Origin of the sequence: Paenibacillus sp. S-12 (genome assembly GCF_030363895.1) — a bacterium.
In the GTDB taxonomy this organism is placed as follows: Bacteria; Bacillota; Bacilli; order Paenibacillales; family Paenibacillaceae; genus Paenibacillus_B; species Paenibacillus_B alvei.
In genome coordinates, this window is sequence record NZ_JASIUF010000016.1 from 195,129 (window position 1) to 217,492 (window position 22,364).

18 protein-coding genes, 1 pseudogene and 1 riboswitch are annotated in these 22,364 nt (G+C 46.7%); of the genes and pseudogenes, 4 read left to right on the plus strand and 15 right to left on the minus strand.

All coding sequences use genetic code 11. From position 1 onward, the window contains the following. Window positions 1-40: 40 nt before the first annotated feature. Window positions 41-1,102: a PTS sugar transporter subunit IIC gene (locus NO352_RS16285; RefSeq protein ID WP_005548470.1), complete on the minus strand. Its 1,062-nt coding sequence runs from the start codon at window positions 1,100-1,102 to the stop codon at window positions 41-43. A 592-nt stretch (window positions 1,103-1,694) separates the two neighbouring features. Between NO352_RS16285 and NO352_RS16290 the strand changes: the two genes are divergently transcribed. Continuing rightward, the gene (locus tag NO352_RS16290; RefSeq protein WP_268598995.1) at window positions 1,695-2,369 is read left to right on the plus strand and encodes a helix-turn-helix transcriptional regulator; all 675 of its coding nucleotides are present in this window, start codon (window positions 1,695-1,697) and stop codon (window positions 2,367-2,369) included. A 326-nt stretch (window positions 2,370-2,695) separates the two neighbouring features. Here NO352_RS16290 and NO352_RS16295 read toward each other — a convergent pair whose 3' ends face one another. From NO352_RS16295 to metA, 9 genes are all read right to left on the minus strand, one after another. After that, window positions 2,696-4,171: an ammonium transporter gene (locus NO352_RS16295; RefSeq protein ID WP_289356154.1), complete on the minus strand. Its 1,476-nt coding sequence runs from the start codon at window positions 4,169-4,171 to the stop codon at window positions 2,696-2,698. A 281-nt stretch (window positions 4,172-4,452) separates the two neighbouring features. Beyond that, window positions 4,453-6,690, minus strand: coding sequence for a M1 family metallopeptidase (locus NO352_RS16300; RefSeq protein WP_353961264.1), 2,238 nt, complete (start codon window positions 6,688-6,690; stop codon window positions 4,453-4,455). A gap of 202 nt (window positions 6,691-6,892) precedes the next feature. Further along, on the minus strand, window positions 6,893-8,866 hold the full coding sequence (thrS, locus tag NO352_RS16305; protein WP_005548475.1) for a threonine--tRNA ligase: 1,974 nt from the start codon (window positions 8,864-8,866) through the stop codon (window positions 6,893-6,895). 497 nt (window positions 8,867-9,363) lie between these two features. Next, complete coding sequence (ytxC, locus tag NO352_RS16310) at window positions 9,364-10,287, minus strand: putative sporulation protein YtxC (protein WP_005548477.1); 924 nt, start codon at window positions 10,285-10,287, stop codon at window positions 9,364-9,366. 183 nt (window positions 10,288-10,470) lie between these two features. Continuing rightward, window positions 10,471-11,610 carry a cyclic dehypoxanthinyl futalosine synthase gene (mqnC, locus tag NO352_RS16315; protein WP_040736184.1) on the minus strand — a complete coding sequence of 380 codons (1,140 nt, stop codon included), beginning with the start codon at window positions 11,608-11,610 and terminating at the stop codon, window positions 10,471-10,473. A 20-nt stretch (window positions 11,611-11,630) separates the two neighbouring features. Beyond that, on the minus strand, window positions 11,631-11,789 hold the full coding sequence (locus tag NO352_RS16320) for a hypothetical protein (protein WP_005548481.1): 159 nt from the start codon (window positions 11,787-11,789) through the stop codon (window positions 11,631-11,633). Between the two features lie 43 nt (window positions 11,790-11,832). Then, window positions 11,833-13,023, minus strand: a complete 1,191-nt coding sequence (locus NO352_RS16325; RefSeq protein ID WP_289356155.1) for a trans-sulfuration enzyme family protein — start codon at window positions 13,021-13,023, stop codon at window positions 11,833-11,835. Then, window positions 13,016-14,209 carry an aminotransferase class I/II-fold pyridoxal phosphate-dependent enzyme gene (locus tag NO352_RS16330; RefSeq protein ID WP_268598999.1) on the minus strand — a complete coding sequence of 398 codons (1,194 nt, stop codon included), beginning with the start codon at window positions 14,207-14,209 and terminating at the stop codon, window positions 13,016-13,018. Before NO352_RS16330 ends, NO352_RS16325 begins: the two co-directional genes overlap by 8 nt. Next, window positions 14,206-15,150, minus strand: a complete 945-nt coding sequence (metA, locus tag NO352_RS16335) for a homoserine O-acetyltransferase MetA (protein ID WP_268599000.1) — start codon at window positions 15,148-15,150, stop codon at window positions 14,206-14,208. The genes NO352_RS16330 and metA overlap by 4 nt, the downstream gene beginning before the upstream one ends. Window positions 15,151-15,314: 164 nt before the next feature. Next, window positions 15,315-15,443: riboswitch (SAM riboswitch) on the minus strand. A gap of 549 nt (window positions 15,444-15,992) precedes the next feature. Here metA and corA point away from each other — a divergent pair. Beyond that, a complete protein-coding gene (gene corA / locus NO352_RS16340) occupies window positions 15,993-16,928 on the plus strand; it encodes a magnesium/cobalt transporter CorA (RefSeq protein ID WP_005548485.1) in 936 nt (311 codons plus the stop codon). Between the two features lie 134 nt (window positions 16,929-17,062). On the opposite strand, the gene NO352_RS16345 is transcribed toward corA, so the two are convergent. Both NO352_RS16345 and NO352_RS16350 read right to left on the minus strand, forming a co-directional pair. After that, window positions 17,063-17,743, minus strand: a complete 681-nt coding sequence (locus NO352_RS16345) for a VOC family protein (protein WP_005548486.1) — start codon at window positions 17,741-17,743, stop codon at window positions 17,063-17,065. 72 nt (window positions 17,744-17,815) lie between these two features. Then, complete coding sequence (locus NO352_RS16350; RefSeq protein WP_268599002.1) at window positions 17,816-18,184, minus strand: winged helix-turn-helix transcriptional regulator; 369 nt, start codon at window positions 18,182-18,184, stop codon at window positions 17,816-17,818. Between the two features lie 142 nt (window positions 18,185-18,326). Here NO352_RS16350 and NO352_RS16355 point away from each other — a divergent pair. Next, window positions 18,327-19,421 (plus strand): annotated as a pseudogene (locus tag NO352_RS16355) (LLM class flavin-dependent oxidoreductase). Between the two features lie 138 nt (window positions 19,422-19,559). Here the strand turns inward: NO352_RS16355 and NO352_RS16360 are convergent. Next, window positions 19,560-20,615 (minus strand): HRDC domain-containing protein, encoded by a 1,056-nt coding sequence (locus tag NO352_RS16360; protein WP_005548490.1) that lies wholly within the window; start codon window positions 20,613-20,615, stop codon window positions 19,560-19,562. 275 nt (window positions 20,616-20,890) lie between these two features. Between NO352_RS16360 and NO352_RS16365 the strand changes: the two genes are divergently transcribed. Next, on the plus strand, window positions 20,891-21,187 hold the full coding sequence (locus tag NO352_RS16365) for a DUF3055 domain-containing protein (protein WP_005548491.1): 297 nt from the start codon (window positions 20,891-20,893) through the stop codon (window positions 21,185-21,187). Window positions 21,188-21,292: 105 nt separating this feature from the next. On the opposite strand, the gene NO352_RS16370 is transcribed toward NO352_RS16365, so the two are convergent. Continuing rightward, on the minus strand, window positions 21,293-22,183 hold the full coding sequence (locus tag NO352_RS16370) for a 5'-3' exonuclease (protein ID WP_289356156.1): 891 nt from the start codon (window positions 22,181-22,183) through the stop codon (window positions 21,293-21,295). Then, complete coding sequence (locus NO352_RS16375) at window positions 22,158-22,325, minus strand: hypothetical protein (RefSeq protein WP_268599003.1); 168 nt, start codon at window positions 22,323-22,325, stop codon at window positions 22,158-22,160. The genes NO352_RS16370 and NO352_RS16375 overlap by 26 nt, the downstream gene beginning before the upstream one ends. Between the last annotated feature and the right edge of the window lie 39 nt (window positions 22,326-22,364).

Below are 22,364 nucleotides of genomic sequence, written 5' to 3' on the forward strand. Positions count from 1 at the left end.
TTGATGGATGACTGAGACTATTTTTGTTATATCTTCTGGTTTACGCCACTTCAGTGCCGGCTGCGGCTGCAGGCTTAGGAGAAAGCGCGGTTCCGCGAATCTCAGCGACCGTGCGGATCTTACATTTTTTGAAGATCAGCGAGCCGATGTAACCTGCCGTGATGCCGCATAGTGCGCAAAGGGCTGCCGCAATCGTTACCGTCAGCGGATCGTTGAAGCCGTACATCACCATGAGTCCCGCAATTGGGGTTGCAGTACCTGTCGCATTATTCGTCAGATTGAACAAAGCTACGACGACCCCAGCCATCGCTCCTCCCAAGAAGTTGGTTACATATACCGGAATCGGATTGGCTGATATGATGTCTGCTTGCGTTAATGGTTCAATCGCTACCGCAATCGTGTCTCTCCGGTCACCAAACTTCATACGATGGAAAAAGACGAAGTTCATGAAGGATGATCCCATGACGGACAAAGCTCCGATGGCCATCGGCAAGCCCGTAAGTCCCAGCATGGCAGTCAGCGCCATCGAGCTGAGCGGTGCGGTTGCGACGACGGTTATAACTCCACCGAGCACGATACCCATAACGATTGGGTTATCATTTGCTGCCGTTGTAATGATGCCGCCAATATTAAGCAGTGTTGCATTGACTACTGGCGTTGCTATGTTTGCTACAAATCTAACAAGCGGTGCGGCAACGATGATGCATACGATGAGATCTAGTCCGTCCGGAACTTTCTTCTCGATTAGTTTGACAAGGAACGATACGAGATAACCGGCAATGAAGCCTGGCAGCAATCCTGTTCCCGCACACGCTGCCCCCAGCAGCAGAGCATAGACGGGGGAAACGCCCATTGCGAGCGCTACCAATGCGGCTGCGACCACACCGCCCATACTGCCGGAAGCGAGCCCAACCTCTTTGGCAAGACTGAAGCCAAACAAATCGCCACCTACATAACTTTGAAATGCTTCTACCAAAAAACTGGCAACTGCCGCACTTGCCAAGGCCCCCATTGCCTTCATGCCGTTAGGCGCTTTAAAGCTGAAAAGGGAGAAAAGGGACAATACGAGCAATAGTAGGGCTGTACCGATTACGATGTCCATACGTGAAGCTCCTCCTTCATGGGTACATATTAGTGGTAACCGCTTACAAAACATTTAAGGCGCATTTTTACTGCTACATGATTGATTAAATAAAATTTTTAATTAATGATTAATTAACTCAAAAATAATTGAGTTTATCAACTACAACTTGATTGTATCAACTTTTTTTCAATTACACAATTCTTTTATACGTATTTTCGGAAATTGACGCAATTTACCATAACTAAGCAATTTGCCATGGATAATGATTCAAGGGATAAAGGAGCAAAACAAAAAGGGAAACGCTTTAATCCCTTTAAATGAGCGTGTCTTCCTATTAATATAGGGACTTCAGTACAACTAATATCGGTGGATGGTTTTGGTAGTAAAAAAGAAACGGGGATTGATTGAGGCTGGAGTTAGCGTTATGATAATAGTAATTCATCATTACTGTATGTTGATTCAATCAACTTTAGTTTATATGATCAACTATTTTTGATTACGAGATTGTCCAGAGCGCCATTATTATTTTGTATCAAGCAATATAATATTTCTCGAATGACAAAGAGATCTTCTGGTCAAATTCGGGTTGTCTAAGGAAGGACTTGATGCAATGAATACAAAATTTACAGTGCAAGATCATTTAATTTTACAATCCTACGATGCAGTAGTAGAGGGGTTGGCCAAATATTTGGGGCCTGCTTCGGAAATTGTTCTTCATAGCTTAGAAGATTATCAGCATTCGGTTGTTAAAATCGCCAACGGGCATCATACAGGCAGAGAACTGGGAGCGCCTATCACCAATATAGCTTTGCAAATGCTGCAAGAAATTGAACAAACCAATGGGAAGCAATCGCTCAGCTATTTTACGAGAAGCAAGAATAATCGCCTGATGAAGTCCAGCACAATCGCGATTCGGGGTGATAGCGACAAGATTATCGGCCTGCTTTGCATCAACATGAATATTGACGAATCTTTTGCCGATGTGCTGCAAACCTTCCTGCCGCAACCAGAAATGGATTCAAAGGGGCAGTCCGAGCATTTTGCTTCCTCCGTGGAGGATATGATTCAAGAAACGATTGAACGAACGATTGAAGAGGTCGATGCTTCTCCAGACATCTCTTATGCGAACCGGAACAAGCATATTATCGGCCTGCTGCATGAACGGGGCGTATTCAACCTGAGGGATGCGGTCACCATCGTGGCAAACGCGCTGAAAATCACAAAGCATACGGTTTATCTGCATTTGCGCAATATCACTTCCAAAAGCGAAAAAGCAACGAAATAGAGATAGAATGAACGAAGATCATAGCAGGATTAGCGACCGGTTTTTCAATTAAGCCAGGTCGCTGTTTTTTTGCGGGCAACATCTGTTATAAGGCCAGCCTCCCCTTCAGGGAAAGATGCATGTAAACTTTCCCAATCAACTTTCAACAGATTCCATTCGTGTTTAGTCCCCTTGGATCAAGAGATTCCTTTCATTTAAGCTCCGGAACACTGCGGGTATCGGCTCGCGAGATTGTACGCAGTCATGCTCATCGCAAAAAAGACCGTGTAAGGCTGTTTGCGATAAGCATGATTCTTCCAAAATCATAACTGTCAATCTGTATGGATCTATCTTAAATGGAAAGTCCGGGGCAAGTAGGACACTCGCTTCACGTTTTCCTCATCTAATTCAGTTCTGAATGGTTCTGGCATGTCTGAATCAGCACGTTCAAAATGCTCAGGATAGCCATACTCGCCATGCTCACTTATATCCAAGCCGATACATTCTTGCTCCGCTTGAACGCGCAAGCCGACCAACCGTTTCCCTGCATACAGCAGAACATAAGAACTGACAAATGCGAATCCGCCCGCAGCCAGAATTCCATAGGCTTGCACCCATAGCTGATGCAGACTGCCAGTATCCAGCCAACCTCCTTGGCCTACACCAACCTTCTCCGCCAATGCCGAAGTGGCGAATATCCCATTAGATAGTGTCCCCCATATCCCTGCCACCCCATGTACCGACAAGGCTGAGACTGGGTCATCAATTCGAAGCCGCTCGAACCAGAGCGCACTGTAATACACTAGAATACCAGCCACCAAACCAATTACGATTGCCGCCCAAGGCTCCACGAATGCACACGAAGCTGTGATCGCAACCAAGCCAGCCAGCATTCCATTCAATATGGTAGGCACATCTGCTCTGCCGCTGCGCAGCCAACTGATCGCAAGCGCCGCTACAGCTCCTGCCGAAGCTCCAAGCTGTGTGTTCATGGCAACATATCCGAAAAAGCCATCTCCAACCGACAACGTACTACCTGCATTGAAACCAAACCATCCCACCCACAATAAAAGCACACCGAGCGTTATATATACTTGGTTGTGTCCTTTAATTTTCCTAGATGAACCGTCTGGATGGTATTTGTTCATGCGCGGCTTCAGCAGCAATGTCGCTGCCATCGCTGCCATAGCCCCCGTCAGATGAACTACCGTAGAACCGGCAAAATCCTGCTTGCCGTGCATCGCAAGCCAGCCGCCTCCCCATATCCAGTGAGCAATAACTGGGTAAATAAATGCTGTGAACAGAATCGTAAACCAAATGTAGGCGGACAATCGCGCACGCTCAGCAAATCCGCCCCACACGATAGAGAGTGATACAGCAGCAAAGGCTAATTGGAAGGTAAAAAATACGGAAGGCGGCAAACCTGCAGAGGCTGCTGGAGCAAAAAAGAAATCACCCCAACCTATAAACGCATTGCCATTGATGCCAAAAATCAAACCATAGCCGACTGCCCAAAATATAAGGGAGCCAAGCCCAACCGTAACAACCGTCTTTGCGGCAATATGACCCGCATTTTTCATACGCGCGGATCCCGCTTCCAGCAGGATGAATCCAGCTTGCATAAGCAGCACCAAAATTGCCGACAGCATGATCCACAACGCGTTCAATCCAGATTCTAATGATTGCACAGAAGCCTCTCCGGCAGCGTTGACAGCTCCCGGAATGAGGTTAAAACATGCAAATCCAATACCAAGTAAACCTGCCCCCATACGGAGACGCCTGCCAGCACTCCGATTGAGGTTCTTGTCTCTGTACTCCCACATTTCCTCCACACTCCTCATTCATTAATGTTATTTTATATAACATTAAAACTTATTATTAGAGGAATTATATAAAGGTAAATTGTGCAAATCAATGGGTTCTGTTATAAAATCCATGAATTGCGTCAAGTTATACAAATCTGATGTAATATAATCTCACATATAGTATTCATAAAAATGGTGATAAATAAAAAAGACTGCAGAATATATTCTGCAGTCTAAGTCTTACATTCTCGCTTCATTTGGCTTGGATTGTTTAATCTAATGTAGCACTATTTCTTAGTTTACTCGGCTTGTTCAAAAAACTTGGCAATCGGATTTTCAACATGCTTTTCTTTATAAATAGAACCATCAACCTTTTTCACAATATGCTGCTGAAAATTGCTTGTAACCGACAAGCTCTGAAAACCAATTCCCGTCAGCAACTGTTCTGCCGACTCCTGCTTCATATGATCATCTGTCCAGAAATAATGCACCACAAGACGATCCTTATTGTACGGATGCTTAATTCCGTATCCACCCAGCAGTCCTTGTTTGTTCATGACTTCTTTCCAAGGGAAGCCCGCTTGTTCAGCCTTCGCAATTATAGCCGGCTTTAATGCTTGAATAAATGAATTGGACTTCGGATTACCAATTACAATGACATTGCTCTTGGCCAGAGAAGTCTCCAACTGTTTTTTCACAGCCTGCTTCTCGCTCAAGAACACAGGTTTAACGCCGCCCATGTTCAACACATTGGAAATATTCTCGAAAAATTGCTCTTGCTGCTTTTTCGCTTCTGCGCTTACAGGACTGCTGTATATGATCGCCAGCGGTTCTCCATGCATCGCCTTGCTAAGCACTTTGTACATTGTCTCTTTCGGCAAACTAGGATAGGATCGATCAATTCCATCATACATTTCTAAAATCGACAACCGCATATACTCCGCCATTTCAGCTTCTGTCATCTGGAATTCCGGCTTAAGTTCAAAATTTGGCTTATTGAGATTATCATCCATTCGGTCACGCACAGCCTTGCCAAGCTGATCCTCGATCGTTTGAAGCAAACCCGCTACTGTTGCGTTGCGATACGCATAGCGATTAAAATATTCCTTCATAAAGGCATCGAACTTTTCTTGCCCAACCGTACGGTACAATTCATAAATCGCAAGGCGACCTTTTTTATAGTACAGCGCATCTGGGGAATCTCCAGCCTTGCCATTCGGGGAATTAATTGCCCGATCCAATGAGAACGTCACAATGCGGGCACTATCAAATCCATTCATCTTGTCGCCCTGGGCATCATAGTAATACACCTTGGAAAAATCAGCAAACCCTTCATCCAAGAACGACTCGGTTTCAGAATCGTTGCCGATAATGGAATGGAACCATTGATGCGCAATCTCATGAACAAAGACAGAATCCTTTTCAGGAACAGCATTTGGACTTACCCGCCCCATTTGGATAAGGCGTGCAAACTCAACCGCAACCCCTTCTACATGGGATTCTACGATCCGAAAATCCGGATACTCATATTTGCCGAATTTATCCCCAAAAAACGCGATAACTTTAAACGCCTCGTCAATATACTTATTGATTACCGCAGTCTTTGCTGGGTCATTGTTATCATTGTAATATACATATTCAATGGTTAAGCCGTTTTTTGTTTTGCTTGCTTTATGGAATTTCTCACTGGAGAAGAACACGAGCTCGCGTGTCTTGTCCGACTTCGTGGTTACAATTTTGCGGCCAGCCTCAGCAGGCTTCTCCGACATCTGTCCGGGCATGGCTACTTGCAGCTTTTCCGGAACATTCAACGCAACTTGATAGTCGGCCACCTCATAGTAATCCGTTTCAAATGTCGTGCTGTATGGCGTCTTGTTCCATTTGTGCGATGCTTCATCATACACAGACATTACCGGGAACCAATGTGCCCCATTAATGATGTCTTTATAATACGAGAGCCGCTGCGAGCCGAATGGGATCTTTGTCTTGTATTCAAGCTCCAATGTTACTTCCTCATTCTTGCCTAATGCCTTAGTCAATTGAACGGTCAGTGCCTGCTTTTCATTTTTGGTAGCGAGAGTTGTCCCGGACGAAGCGTCCTTTACGCTGATGATGTCAATGCCGCCAAGGAAATCCTCAGGCTTCTTATCTGGGTATTCTTTTGCAATTTCCTTGTTTTTACTAACGAACATGCCTGATTGTGTATCCTTCGAGCGGTTGGCATCCGCGAACAGCCGGAATACAACATCATTCAACTTGTCCTTGGACATATTGCGATATTTCACTGTCTGCTTGCCTGTAATCGTCATATCGTCCGTATTCAGCTTCGCTTGTATATCATATTGAATATGTGGAATCTCGCTTTGTTGAGATCGTGTTCCTGCCGTGGAAAGCGTCTTGCCTTGATCTTCCGCAGCCACCTGCGCATAGACTGTACCACCAGATGTCAACGGAGCAGCAAGCAGTGTAAATGCCATCGCACATGCTACCGTTGTATGTAGCAATTGTCTCCCTGTAAGCTTCATTCGTCCAATCACTTCTTTCTCCCTTTTGTTTCATCACATGATGATACATTCAATTATAGTGCACGTTGACCATTGAATCGTTCGATTTTCCTTATCATTGCCTTACATTATTGTCATGTTGGTTAATGATAAGATAGATAGTCTTGCAGAAAAAAGAAGGCACCCGTCTATGACGAGTGCCCTCTCTATATGAAGGATGCCTCTAACAAGCCCCTTATTTTTGCGAATCTTCTTGTGGAGCAGCTTGTGCAATAGAGCGAGTACGAATCTCTTCCTGCAGCAATGCAACTACTTCTGCTACCGGCTTCATGCCAAGGTCGCCTTCTCCGCGCTTACGAACGGATACTGCGCCGTTGTTCTTCTCATTCTCCCCTACGACGAGCATGTAAGGGATTTTCTCTAACTGTGCCTCACGAATCTTGTAGCCAAGCTTCTCATTGCGCACATCTGCTTCAGCGCGGATACCTGCATCACGCAGGGATTCCGTTACTTCCTTGGCGTACTCTTCGTAGTTTGGCGATACCGGAATGACCTTCGCTTGAACTGGAGAGAGCCAAAGCGGCAACGCTCCTGCGAAGTTCTCCAGCAAGAATGCAGTCATGCGCTCCATCGTACTGATGATGCCGCGGTGGATAACGACAGGACGGTGCTTTTGACCGTCATCGCCGACATATTCCAGCTCGAAGCGTTCAGGAAGCAAGAAGTCCAACTGTGCAGTAGACAATGTCTCTTCCTTGCCAAGCGCTGTTTTAATTTGTACGTCTAGCTTCGGTCCGTAGAATGCTGCTTCACCTTCAGCCTCGTAGAATGGAAGACCCAATTCTTCAACAACCTCACGTAGCATGCGTTGAGACATTTCCCACATATGGTCGTCTGGGAAGTACTTCTCTGTGTCCTGCGGATCGCGATAAGACAAGCGGAAGCGGTAATCCTTAATTCCGAAATCATCATATACGCGACGGATCAAATTAATAACTCGCGCGAATTCTTCCTTGATTTGATCCGGACGGCAGAAGATATGCGCATCGTTCAATGTCATGGCACGAACACGGTGCAAACCAGTCAGCGCCCCTGACATTTCATAGCGATGCATCGTGCCCAGTTCTGCAATACGAATTGGCAATTCGCGATAACTGCGCATGTCAGACTTGTATACCATCATATGGTGCGGACAGTTCATTGGACGAAGAACAAGCTCTTCGTTATCCATTACCATTGTCGGGAACATATCCTCCTGGTAATGCTCCCAATGACCGGATGTTTTGTACAATTCCACGTTTGCAAGCACCGGTGTATATACGTGGCTGTATCCCAAGCGCTCTTCTATATCCACGATATAACGCTCCATTGTACGACGCAGCGTTGCACCATTCGGCAGCCAGAGCGGCAAGCCTTGTCCAACTTTTTGCGAGAAGGAGAAGATTTTCAGCTCTTTACCCAATTTGCGGTGATCGCGCTTTTTCGCTTCTTCCAGGAAGTGCAAGTATTCATCAAGCTGTGACTTCTTCGCGAAGGCTGTACCATAAATGCGCTGCAGCATCTTGTTGTCCGAGTTGCCGCGCCAGTAAGCACCCGCCAAATTCAGAAGCTTGAATACCTTCAGCTTGCCTGTGGATGGTACGTGAGGTCCGCGGCACAAATCGAAAAATTCACCTTGGTCATAAATTGTGATCACGGAATCTTCCGGCAAATCACGAATAAGTTCAAGCTTCAATTCATCGCCAATCTCTGTGTAGATGCGAAGCGCCTCTTCACGAGATACTTCACGGCGTTGAATTGGCAAGTTCTCATTCACGATACGCTGCATTTCCTTCTCGATCTTCGGCAGATCTTCTGGAGTCAACGAGATATCAAGGTCGATATCGTAGTAGTATCCATCCTCAATAACTGGCCCGATACCGAGCTTCACATTCGCGTCCTTATATAGGCGCTTGATCGCTTGTGCTGTTAAGTGCGCCGTACTGTGACGAAGCACTTCAAGCCCCTCTTCTGAATCAGCAGTTACAATTTCTATCTTGGCATCTTCCTGAATTGGCGTGTACAGGTCAACAACCTTGCCATTCAGTTTTCCTGCGAGTGCAGCCTTTTTCAAGCCGCTGCTAATCGAACCCGCTACATCTTCGATTGTAGTGCCTTGTTCGTATTCACGAACAGCACCGTCTGGAAATGTTACTTTTACGTTAGACATTTGCGATTCCTCCCAGTAAATATAAGCCTTATAAAAATAAAAAACACCCGCCCTGGAAAGGGACGAGTGTTATTGTTGACGTTAATTAACCCGTGGTTCCACCCTCATTCAACTGCTGACCAACCAATTACGAATGCATTATCGTATGCTGAAATATCGCCTCTGCGATACATCCTCACTCTTTCTTGCACCACAGCAGTCCTTGAGCATTCGGTAACGGGAATGATTCGTTGGATGATACTACCGAGTAGCCTCGTATTCCCATCCAAAGCTCGAAAGTGGTAAATAAACAGCGTATGCCGAAGGGACTTGCAGCCTTGATCCCTCTCTCTGAACGGTTCCGTCCGTTATTCATGTCTTTGTCATCGCATAGTGTATGCTATTGATTACTCAATACCGCATATTATATGCGATCTTCGCAAGGTGGTCAAGTTATTCCGATTGCCTTCAGACGAGAATGCCGCAGAGATAAGCTTGGACTGTCCCTCCTGCACATCTTATGTACAAGAGTCTCGCGAATGCCAACCGTCCCCGCCTAGCGCAGCATGACAGGAATTGCACAGTACACATACATGCACCCTTGACTCGAATATTTGCTGAATCGTTTTAATGACCTGCGAATCCGGCTCCCTCGTGTGAATGATAATGTTTTGTGGGGATACATTGATGAGCGTGCTCACAATCATATCCTCCATCTCCATATCATAATCGATCATTTCCACGACCATGCCATTCATCACATGCTTGGGCTCAAGCGGCTGAAGATCTTCGTCTAGGAGTGTAAACTCATGTCCGCCCTTGTGCATCAAGTGGGCGAGCGGGATTTTCGTCTCCTGAATGAATACGAAGTATTTCAATAGTCCAATGAACTCTTGATACTGCCGCTCAAGCACATATTCATCAATGGCATAATCGACCACTTCACGCAGCTCAGACAAATAATGACGCAAGCGGAACTGAATGAACCCTTCAACGTTAAGATCTGTATGATCCTCCAAATAACGACGCAATGCCCGAGTTAACTTGCCCTTGCGTCTCCGCCTGGACTCACTTGACCCCGATTCATCCCCGCCATTGAGCAACTGCTGGCAGTACTCCTCAATTTTTCGACGTTCCACCTCATTGTATTTCGAATCCTTTTCAATTAATGAAGCAAGAAGCAGCCTCTCTTTATGAGACAAAATAAATTCCGCTACCGCCTTAGCAGCCTTATTCCATACATCTTGTCCTTGTGTAGAAAGTTGAAAACCAGGCAAGATGCCCCGGCAAGTAATCCAAGCCGTCTGCCCTTCAGACCATTGTTGGAATTCCACGCCATTCGGCTGTTTATGTAAATCGCTCAGCTCCTGCTGCAGCAAGTCGGTCAACGTTACTGCGTCATATTCGGATCGCAGCGGCAACGAGATCGTGAATAACTCCATGAGCCCACTCCTTTCTGTTCCTTCTTAAGTATATGGGGTCATGAATGGAGATATACGAAGACGAATCTGGAAAACAGAGGACGATCGCAATCCTTATGAAAACACGATCAAAAATAAAAAAGCACCTGCTGCCTTCCAAGTGGAAGGCCTAACAGGTGCTCCGTTCTATTTTATAGTTGACGCCTAATTTTGCATGACAAAATCTTTGGTTACCGTTGCATGCTCATCATCAAACACGCGCAAAATATTGTATTTCGTATCACGCTGCGCAGGAATCTTCCCCGCCTCGCGAATAAGCTGCAGTGTGCTTCCAATATTGACCTTATGCGTTGCACCGGCAGCTGATACGACATTCTCCTCAATCATCGTGCTGCCGAAGTCATTGCAGCCGAAGCTGAGTGTCTTCTTGCCAATTTCCGGCCCCATCGTTACCCACGATGCTTGGAAATTCGGAATATTATCCAAGAACAGGCGGCTGATTGCAAGGGTCTTCAAATATTCCTCAGGCGATACACGCTCTGCCTTCATATTCGTATTATCCGGTTGGAATGTCCACGGAATGAACGCAAGGAAACCCTTGGAAGGATAGCCGTTCTGCATGCATTCATCTTGGGCCGTGCGAATACGCTCCAAGTGAAGCGCACGCTCTTCAAGCAACTCTCCGAAGCCAATAACCATTGTGCCTGTTGTGTTCATGCCGACCTTATGAGCCGTTTGCATTACATCCATCCAATCACGCCAAGAGCCTTTCAGGCGGCTGATCTTCCGGCGAGTGCGGTCATCCAATATTTCAGCGCCGCCGCCTGGCAGCGAATCGAGACCTGCTTCATGGATTTGACGGATCACTTCTTCCAAAGACAATCCGCCTGACACTTCCTTCATCTTCATAATTTCTGCAGGAGAGAAGGAATGCATCGTAATATTCGGGAACCGCTTCTTAATTTCTCGAAGCAGATTCGTATAGTAGCTGAACGGAAGCTCTGGATTTGTGCCGCCTTGCATCAAAATTTCCGTACCTTCTACATCTATCGTTTCCTGAATTTTTTGAAATATAACCTCATCTGGGAGCACATATCCTTCTTTCGAGCCAGGGGCACGATAAAAGGCGCAAAATCTGCAATACGTATCACAGATGTTCGTATAGTTGACATTACGCCCAATTACAAATGTAGCAATCGGATCCGGATGCCATTTCTTCATGATTTGGTCGGCTGCTGCCCCCATTTTCTCGATCTGATCAGATTCGAACAAGGTCACGCATTCGTCTGTATTGATTCGTTCGCCACGAAGCGCTTTGTCCAAAATGCGGTCTATCGGTGACATCGTCACAGTCACTTCCCCTCTCAAAATGCCTTAATGCTCGTATATAAAGCGAAGTAGCCCTGCGCATGGCAGGGTTGAATTGTACGGATTATTGCATACGCCGCTTCAGCATCAATGCTGTCCATTGTATCGGTCCAAAGAAGCAGCTTCACTAAATAATCGTAACATAACTTGCCCATAAAAAACAGCACCCTCCCAAGAGAAGGGTGCTGGTAGATTGGATCATGATAACAACGCCTGCTCCAGATCGGCAATCAGATCCTCGACATGTTCAAGGCCTATAGAGAAGCGAAGCAACCCGTCCGTAATCCCGCGCTGCAGGCGGACGTCACGCGGCATAGCTGCGTGAGACATCATTGCAGGGTAAGACAGGATGCTTTCAACTGCACCAAGACTAACTGCAACAAGCGGGATTGACACTTTATTCAACACTTTCATCGCCCGCTCATCTGAACCAACATCGAACGACACCACTGCTCCGTATCCTTGAGACTGCTTCTCATGCACTTCACGGCGAGGGTGATTCGCCAAGCCTGGGTAATAAACGGCAGCAATATCCGATCGTTCGCTTAGCCACTGAGCAAGACGACGGGCACTTTGCTCACTATGATTCATGCGCGCTTCCAATGTCTTCATTCCACGCATCAGCAGCCAGCTGTCCTGTACGCCAAGCACGGTGCCCAGTCCATTTTGCAGTTGCTTCACACGGCGACCCAAGCTCTCATTCGCTGTAACGGCCAGACCTGCGAGCACATCGCTGTGCCCGCCCAAGAACTTGGTGGCACTATGTAGAACCAGATCAACCCCCAGCTCGATCGGGCGCTGGTGATATGGAGTCATAAAGGTATTATCAAGCATCGTAAGCAGTCCATGCTCCTTCGCCCACGCTGTAATCTCTGCAATATCCGTAATTTTAAGCGTAGGATTGGACGGCGTCTCTAAATAGACAGCTTTCGTATTCGGACGAAGTGCTGCCTTCACCTGCTCCATATCGGTCATATCCACGAAGGTAGATTCAATGTTCAAACGATTTAAAATTGCAGTCAACAGTCGATAAGTCCCGCCATATACGTCTTCCGTTACGATGACATGTTCGCCTGCTGACAGTAAAAGAAACGTTGAAGAGATAGCCGCCATTCCTGATGCGAAGGCGAAGCCATTTGTCCCACCTTCCAGCAGAGTGATATATTGCTCCAATGCCTCACGTGTCGGATTTCCTGAACGGGAGTAGTCAAATTGAGGAGGGTTGTAGATATCCTCATGATGGAACGTCGTTGCTTGATAGATCGGCACACTTGAAGCTCCCGTTCCAGCGTCGATTTCGCCGCCAAAATGGATCAACTTCGTCGCAAAACGTCGCGATTGCTTGCCAGCATGGTCATCCGATGATTGAATCGAATTGTGTTCACTCATGTCCCTTATCCTCCACTTCTACTCTAGCCGCTTGAATCGCTTGCTCCAAATCGGCAATCAGATCCTCAACATGCTCAATTCCAACCGAGAATCGGAGCAGTCGATCATCAACGCCAATCTGATCCCGAATTTCCTGCGGAATGTCCGCATGAGTCTGTACCGCCGGATACGTCATGAGCGACTCTACTCCACCCAAGCTTTCCGCGAAGGCGATTAACTTCAGGTGGCGCAAAATCGGTTCTACATAGGCAGCATTCTTCAAACGGAAGGAGAAAATCCCTGTATTTCCTGTTGATTGACGCCGCTGTATTTCGTATCCTGGATGCTGTTCAAGCGCAGGATAATATACAGTATCTATAGCAGGGTGTTCCAAAAGCCAATTTGCAATCCTAATCGCATTATATTGATGCCGTTCCATGCGCAAAGCGAGTGTCTTCATGCCGCGCATCAATTGATAGGAGTCTGACGGGCTCAGCACAGCGCCAATCGAATTGTGCAGGAAGGCGATTTCCTCCGATAACTGCTTGCCTTTTGTCACGATGAGACCAGCGAGAACATCATTGTGCCCTCCTAAATACTTCGTTGCGCTATGAACAACAATATCTGCACCGAGCTCAATCGGGCGCTGGAAAAATGGTGTTAGCAGTGTATTATCAACGATAGTAAGAATACCATGCACTTTTGCCCATGACGCTACCTTCTCAATATCTGTAATCATCATCAGCGGGTTGGTAGGCGTCTCTATGAAAACAGCCTTGGTCCGCGGTGTACGAACAGACTCAAGCGCATCGAAGTCATTCGTATCTACATAGGAAGCCGTAACGCCAAAGCGAGACATAATCCGCTCCAGCAGACGATATGTTCCGCCATACAAATCCAAGGAGACGATCAGATGATCACCTTGACCGAACATCGCAAACAATGTCTGCAAGGCAGCCATCCCCGAGCTGCAAGCAAATCCTGCATCCCCTTGCTCCAATCCTGCAGCCGCTTCCTCAAGCACGCTCCGCGTAGGGCTCTTCGTTCGAATATAATCAAACCCTGTGCTTTGGCCAAGTCTCGGATGCCTAAATGCGGTCGCTTGATAAATAGGGAAATTAATAGCTCCAGTCTTCGGTTCATGAACCGATCCAATTTGAGCTAGCTGACTTTCGATGCGGTAGTTCTCTTCATTACGTTCGATCATAATTCATGAGCTCCTTCCTTGCGCGGTACGGCTTTGCCCAATTCGTAAGGTGTTTCTTGGTATACGTAGTAGTTCAGCCAATTGGAGAAAAGAAGGCTAGCATGTGCACGCCAAGTGGAGTACGGCTTGCGGGACGGATCGTTGTTCGGAAAATAGTTTTTCGGAATGTCCATCTCCATCCCTTTGGCGATATCGCGGTCATACTCCCATTTCAGGGTACAGGGATCATATTCGGAATGGCCGGTCACAAAAATTTGCTTTCCATCATGTGTCGCAACCAAATACACACCTGCTTCTTCCGATTCCGCTAATATTTCTAACTCGGAAGCCTTCTCGACATCCTCTTTCCGCACCTCTGTATGGCGGGATTGCGGGACAAGGAACATCTCATCAAAACCTCGTGTCAGATTCACATTTTCCTTGGTCAGCACGTGCTCATAGACACCGAATATTTTCTGATCAAGCCCATATTTCGGGATGCCATAGTGATGGTAGAGACCCGCTTGGGATGCCCAGCAAATATGGAACGTAGAAGTAACGTTTTCCTTGGACCAATCCATGATGCGGCACAGCTCTTCCCAATAGTTTACCTCTTCGAACTTCATCTGTTCGACAGGCGCTCCCGTAATAATCATGCCGTCAAACTGCTCTCCCTCGATATCTTCAAACGTTTTGTAGAAGGAAGATAAATGCTGAGCAGATGTATTTTTGGATGTATGGCTCGCTGGATGAAGAAGCGTCACCTCGACTTGCAATGGCGTATTGCCCACCAATCGGAGCAATTGGGTTTCCGTCGTTTCTTTCGTCGGCATCAAGTTGAGAATGATGATTCGCAGCGGACGAATGTCCTGATGATAGGCTCTCGTTTCGTCCATGACGAAAATATTCTCCTGGGTCAATATTTCTTTGGCCGGCAAATGATCCGGAATTTTAATCGGCATGACGCTCTCCCCCTCGAAATTGGATAATGTACTCGGTGATGGCTAACATAATGCATAGAGCCATTCCGCAACTCGGCCTGCCTTGCATTAGCTGACTAATTGGAGGACGCAAAAAAGACCTTCCTCGACTTGAGAAAGGTCATGCTGTACGTTCCCATGAGCCTCTCTCATCTGTCAGTAACGACTTCCATCGTCCTGCAAGAATTAGCACCGTGCGTCACACGTAATATACGTGTGCATTGCCGGTTGCCGGGCTTCATCGGGCTTGTCCCTCCACCTACTCTTGATAAGATTGCTTATATGAATATTCATTTGATTTGGCCTTGGTAATAATGTACGGCAAAGAGAAGCTGTTCGTCAAGAGGGTGAACACAACAAAAAAAATCACCATTCAAACACCATCGCATAGGCTAATTACTGACGAATTCCGCCAATGGATTTAGTCTTGAAAGGATCAAGTACGAGCGTTATACTTAACAAGGTGCGTCAAAGCCTTAACCATCTATGATTAGCTGGGAGCTCATGGTTCCCTAACGAGACGCATGGTGCATAATGCCACGTACAATTATTCAAGTTGAGGTGAGTTCGGATGGATGGCGACCCGAGGTCGTTCCGTAGTACGTACGTACAACCGAATATAACGATTCGACAGGCAGCGGCAAGTTCGCAGTCCTCTGTCGGGACTCGTGCCTCCGAAGAGAACCTAGCTCAGCATTGTGCCTAGGCTTATATCACGTGCGCGAACGACGGACTGCGCATGCTGCACCAGCCTTGTTCGAATCGTCTGCTAACATTAGACGATGCGCATGTCGCAATGGCGACAGCGCCAAGGAGTGAGTGCAATGAAAATCCGTCTGGTCAATGAGGGCGTCTTCACGACTGAGGAAGATATCAATGTCACCTTAACACCGCCAGAGAACGGCTTCTACTGGATCGATGCTGACGTTGAGGATCTAGCTATTCTACAACCGTTGTTCCACATGCATGATTTGGCTGTAGAGGACTGTATGAGTGAAGAAGAACAGCGCCCCAAAATTGAGATTTATGAAGGTCACTACTTCATCGTGTTCAACAGCATCCGTTTTGACGATGAAGAGATCTTTTTACGCTCATTGAACATTTTCCTCGGCAAGCATTTCATTATTACTGTAACGAAGCAGAAGATTAATGAGCTCCGCATGGTGAAGCCCGTATTGTGGGAACAGCAAGCAAGCACACCAGACCTTATGCTTTACCTGCTCATTGACTTGGTCGTAGACAACTACTTCACGGTAGCGGATCGTATTGAAGCGAAGATCGACAAGCTTGAGGAAGAGCTCATTATGAGCACAAAGAAAGAACATCTGAATGAAATCATAAGTTTGCGCAGTGAAATTCTATGGCTGAAGAAGGGGCTTGGCCCTCAAAAAGAGGTACTTCTTGTCCTGTACCGCAAGGAATTGCGCTTGATCGGCGACGACCTGCAGAAGTACTTCCAGGATATTTATGAAAATGCCGTCAAGGTATCAGAGACATTCGAAACATTCCGCGACCTTATGGGAAACTTGCGGGAATCGTATCAGCTTAGCATAGCCAATCGCGCGAACGATATTATGAGAGTCTTCACAGCCATTACAACCATATTCATGCCGCTAACACTCATTACAGGTATTTACGGCATGAACTTCGGATATATTCCGATTATGGACTGGGAGTATGGCTCCCTGTATATGATCGGATTCATGCTTGCATTAGGTATTTTTATGTTCTACTTATTCCGCAAAAAAGATTGGATCTAACAACTGGCGAGGGTGATTCCAAAGTCATGAACGATGGCTTTGGAATCACCCCTTATTTGTTCTATGCATCGATATTCTCATTTTCCTAGCAAAGCAGTTAACTATACTTAGTGTTCATGCAGCCTATCTCATTATCAATGGACTGTTGCGCTGCCAAGATGGTAAGGCAAACCGGAAAGCTCTACGAAATGATTTGCTTTCCCTTCGATAACGACTTTTACAGGAGCCACAACAGGCATTCTGCCGTCAGGAAACCAAGGACGAGTCATATCAATCAGGATGAACAATCCTTCTTCGTCACCCACTCCAGCAAATTGCTTGCCATCACCTCGCCATACCTGTAAGGAAAAATCTTCACAAATGCGCGCAAGTCCTTTCTCAAATTGGTAGAGTGGTAGACCTATTTCGCTAATTCTAATCATGCTGTGCGCTCCAAAAGGAGACTGTGCCGCATTTTGCAGTGCGTGATGCGCTATAAATTCAACTAAGTTGCCTTGAGGATCATAAAAGTAAGAGGCCGTTGCGTTCCAATCTTCAAAAAAATACTGGTTTTTATTATCTTTCGTGTACAAGGAAATACCTTTACGCTGAACCCATTGTCCTGCCTCTTCGAGTTGGTTCGCTGGAATCGTAAATGCAAAATGATAAAATCCCTTACTGGAAAAGGATTGCTGAAAGATTAGCCGCGATTGTCCAGCTTGCACAGTGAACGACTCTGTTGTTTCTTCCTCAATCGGGAATTCCAACACCACACTATAAAACTGCTTCATTTCATGGAGACGATCCGTCTGCAATGTGATTTCCGCAATCCGCATGCATTCACCCTCCCTCTCATGTTTCCTATCACAATCGATCTATGTTCCAGTTGTTATAAAAAAAGCATATCACTACATTTGAGTACGTGTACCAGTCGATCCATCATGGTTCTGTTGCAAGCGAGACAAGTGATTCATTCCCCAATCCTGGAGCGATTGCAGGATCGGAATAATACTTTGTCCATATTCCGTAAGCGAGTATTCTACTCGCGGCGGTACTTCAGGGTATATTTCCCGACTAACAACCCCATCCTCTTCAAGCTCTCGCAAGTGAGCTGTCAACATTTTCTGAGTTATTTCCGGTATGAATCGTCGTAGTTCATTAAAGCGCACGGAATCAGACTGCGACAATCGATATAAGATTCTCGGTTTCCATTTCCCCGTAATAACATCTATAGCGGAATTGGCTCCGGGACACTCCCCTTTTGTTTCCAAAATCACAATTCCTTCCCATCAATGGTATCCTCAACAATACTATACCACTTTATAGTGCCTACTTTTCAATTTCCTCAAGAGACATCATAATTCGAATTGCAACGAACAGAATCCAGTGCATAGTTTCAACTAAATCATATGAGGTGAAATGGGATTGAAGAAGAACATCTCGCGAAATAGCAAGAGCCATTCCGGTATCGAGATCGGGGTGTATACATTTGGGGACGTCATTCAAGATCCGCTGACCGGACGAGTCATCAGCCCGCGACAACGTCTTGAGGAGATTGTAGCCGCGGCCAAGTTAGCTGACGAGGTGGGCCTCGATGTGTTCGGCGTCGGCGAACACCATAGGCTGGATTTTGCTGTATCCGCTACACCGGTGGTCTTGGGGGCAATTGCCTCCGTCACCGAGCAAATTCGGTTGACGAGCGCAACCATGGTGCTCGGCAGTTCAGATCCTGTGCTCGTGTTCGAAGATAACGCCACGCTTGATTTACTTTCGAACGGACGGGCCGAAATTATCGCCGGTTGAGGAGCGCTCGTCGAATCGTTTCCTTTGTTCGGCTACGATCAGGCAGACTACGAAAAATTGTTCGCAGAGAAAATTGAACTGCTGCTTCAACTTAACGACAAAGAACGCATTACTTGGAACGGCAGACTTCACAAGCCTCTTAACGATGCCGAAATAGCACCGCGTCCAGTGCAGCAGGCACTGCCCATTTGGGTCGGCGTTGGCGGTTCGCCAGAAAGTGCCGAACGTGCCGGAACATTGGGAGCGAATATGGCACTTGCGATATTAGGGGGCGAATACGCCAAATTCAAGCCGCTGGTGGAAATATATCGAGAAGCAGGGGTAAAGGCTGGCCACAACCCGCAAACTCTCCAAATCGCCGTAACAGATCACAGTTACGTCGCCAAGACCTCACAGCAGGCAAGAGATGAATTCTATCCTTATTTCGCGAATTACTGCAAGCACTTCATGCGACGCAGCGGCCGCGAGTCCATCATAACCCTTGGCGACTTCGAGCAACTTGCCGCTCCAAATCATGGCCTCTTTGTAGGAAGCCCACAAGAAATCACCGAGAAGATACTCCATCAGCATGAATTGTTCGGCCATAACCGTTTTATTGCCCAGATAGATATCGGCGGCCTCCCTTTCTCACAAGTCGCTGCAGCCATCGAACTGTTGGCCGCTGAGGTGGCACCCGCCATTCGCCGAGCAACCACGCATATCCACCAATGAATCGGAACTATATAAAATACATCCACCCCGTTCCATGTTAAATTGTGGAACGGGGTGTTGCAAGTCATAACGGTAATTCCATTCAACACATATCCAGCATCAAACGATTGCCGCCTGAAACACGCGATATTCGCTCTCTCAGCTCGCTGCCTGCGTGGTACTGTTCCTCACTCTACTGCGATAGAGAAGCCGAAGGAGGCGAATACGCTCATAGTTCGCCTGCACCTCAGTATAGGAACCATCCAGCGCTTCCTCGCCAAATGCCCGCACATAAATTGGCTTCAAGTACTCTTCACCCAGTTCAGCAAAAGCCTGCTCAATGACTGCTCTCTGTTCTTCCGGCATCGAACAGAGCTCTGATTCAGCCAGATTGTTCACATTGTAGCCATCACGCTCTACCGTCTCAATGCGCATGATCAATTCACGCCGATCCACCTGTAGACGCTCCATTAATTGCTCAATAGAAAGCTGCTGCTGCAGTCCTTCTAGCAATACGCGCCGATCTGTAAGCTTGGAAAGCTCTTGGTTCTGCTTCGACTCCCATTCCGAATATACCCACTTCGCGAACTCCTCTTGTGACACAACTGTGGATATCCAATCCGGCGGAAAGGTCGTCGTCCGTTCGAATTGCTTGGCAATCGCAATAATATCTTCACCATAGGCGTTCAGCTTCGCCTCACCAAATCCAGGGAGCTGTTTCAGTTCTTCTAAGGTCTGCGGTAGCAGAGCGCTAACCATACGGAGCATGCGATTAGTCGCAATCCAGTATGGAGCTCGCCGCAGCTTGCTCGCAACATCCCTGCGCCATTTCGCAAGCTGTTCATACACCTCGGAACGAGCATACAAATCCGCGTAACAAGCGATCCACTCATTGCGCTCCTTCATTCTTCGCTCATGTATATCAGCTTCCGGTACAAATCCTATCGACAGTCGATACCCGGAATGGAGCAGACGCGCCAATCCGCATCGCATCGCCGCACGCATTTCCGCCCATACTGTTCCCTCAAACCATACTTCAGACGGCTGCCCATCCGGTTCCCAGAGGACAATCCATTTCCCTTCATCCTCTCCTGCAGTCACTAATCCATATGTACTATACTGACGAGACTCATCTCCCGAATCTCTCTTATCCAGAACCTTATCAACTCCTTCCAGCTTCATTCGCTCCAGCCTAGCCATCCATACAATCTGCATTAACTACGCCTCCTTAGTCAATAGGATCGATAATGAGTTAACATCCTCTACTGCTGTGTTCTTCTATTCATTTCTCGGACAAAAAAAGAAAGCACCCCATCACAATACGTACATACGTATCGCAATGAGGTGCTTCCTCGTCCTAGTTATGAATTTATTACCATTATAGCATGCTTCTCACAAGTGTCAATTCCTGTATTTCTATTTCTAAATGTTGGACGCTACTATATAATAAAGTCATTCTTATTGGAACAGCAGTTAAGGGAGGCTAACAAATGAGCAAGCACGATCTTGATTTTTTGTCAGACACCACAGAGACGACAACGACTCGCTTCGTCACCTTCGTTGGGCACAGCTATCGCCGCTTTGACCTCGCGATTACATCAACAGGCCGTTTTTACGGCAAGAAGCTCGTTACCGATTTACAAAGCGGGCTAACCGCAATACTTGGTCAGGACGATCTCAAGGAAGAAGGATACTTGGAATCTTTTTATCGTTTGTCTGAGGAAGAGGGAGAAGAGCTGCGCGGCTTCCTGTACATGGTGATTGGCGAGGCACAATTTACAGATTAAGACTTGCGCAATTATTTTCGGTATCTTGCACTTTATACGGATCAAATATGCCAAAAGGGAGGAGCAGTTGCCCCTCCCTTTCATTTAGTCGCTGCACACCATTGACTACAAGCCAACATACGAAATCATACTCTTCATTTCAAGCCGTTCAAATATTTCGCTGACAGATTCGCGTTCTGGTGCAAATACACATACATCTACCTTGCATTCCACCGGCACATCGCATTGAATGCGTGCAAGCTGACGCGACAAGTGAAGCATATCAAGGTCTGCTTCAATCTTCGTTCGCACACCCTTCGCCAGCTCCGATAAATTTTCCAAGATCCCTTCAATGCTGCTGTACTGTTGAATCAGCTTATGTGCAGTTTTTTCACCGATACCTCGAACGCCAGGATAATTATCCGCTGTATCCCCCATAAGCCCCTTCACATCAATAACCTGTTCTGGAGTCAACTGTCTCTCTTCCAGCAGTGACAACGGGGAGTATACTGCGTAATTACCGTGCCCTTTCTTCATGATGACAACCGTAGTCTTGTCATGTACCAGTTGCAGCATATCATGATCGCCTGTCAATACATACACATGCATATCTTCACGGAATAGGCGCGCCAAGGTTCCGATACAATCGTCTGCCTCATAGCCTTCAGCCGATATATTAGGAATGCCGAATCCATCCATCACATCCCGAATCAGTTGAAATTGAGGCACTAAATCTTCTGGACAATCGGGACGATTTGCTTTATAGTCTGTGAATTGCTCTGAACGAAATGTTTTACTTCCGAGATCCCAGCAGCAAGCAATATGCGTCGGCTCGAACCGCTCAACTGCATCCCAAAAATATCTCATGAAACCATACACCGCATTTGTTGGTGTTCCATCCTTCATTCGGCGAATCGAACCGCCGTATGCTGTAGCGAAATAGGCGCGAAATAAGAGCGCCATTCCATCAACGAGCAGTAAGCGCTGCTCTTTATTCCCATTCAATTGTACTTCCATTGGTATGGATAACCCCTTTCGCTTCAATGCCTAAAGACAAGTATATCATAATTCCTCCATGACCTAGATAACGGTTTCTGCCAAGCCCGGAATCCATACCATTTGATTGCCCATCTAAATTGATAGTTTTTAATTTAATCACGGTCTTCCTCTCCTTTCATACAGCCGTTAGCTATCCTTA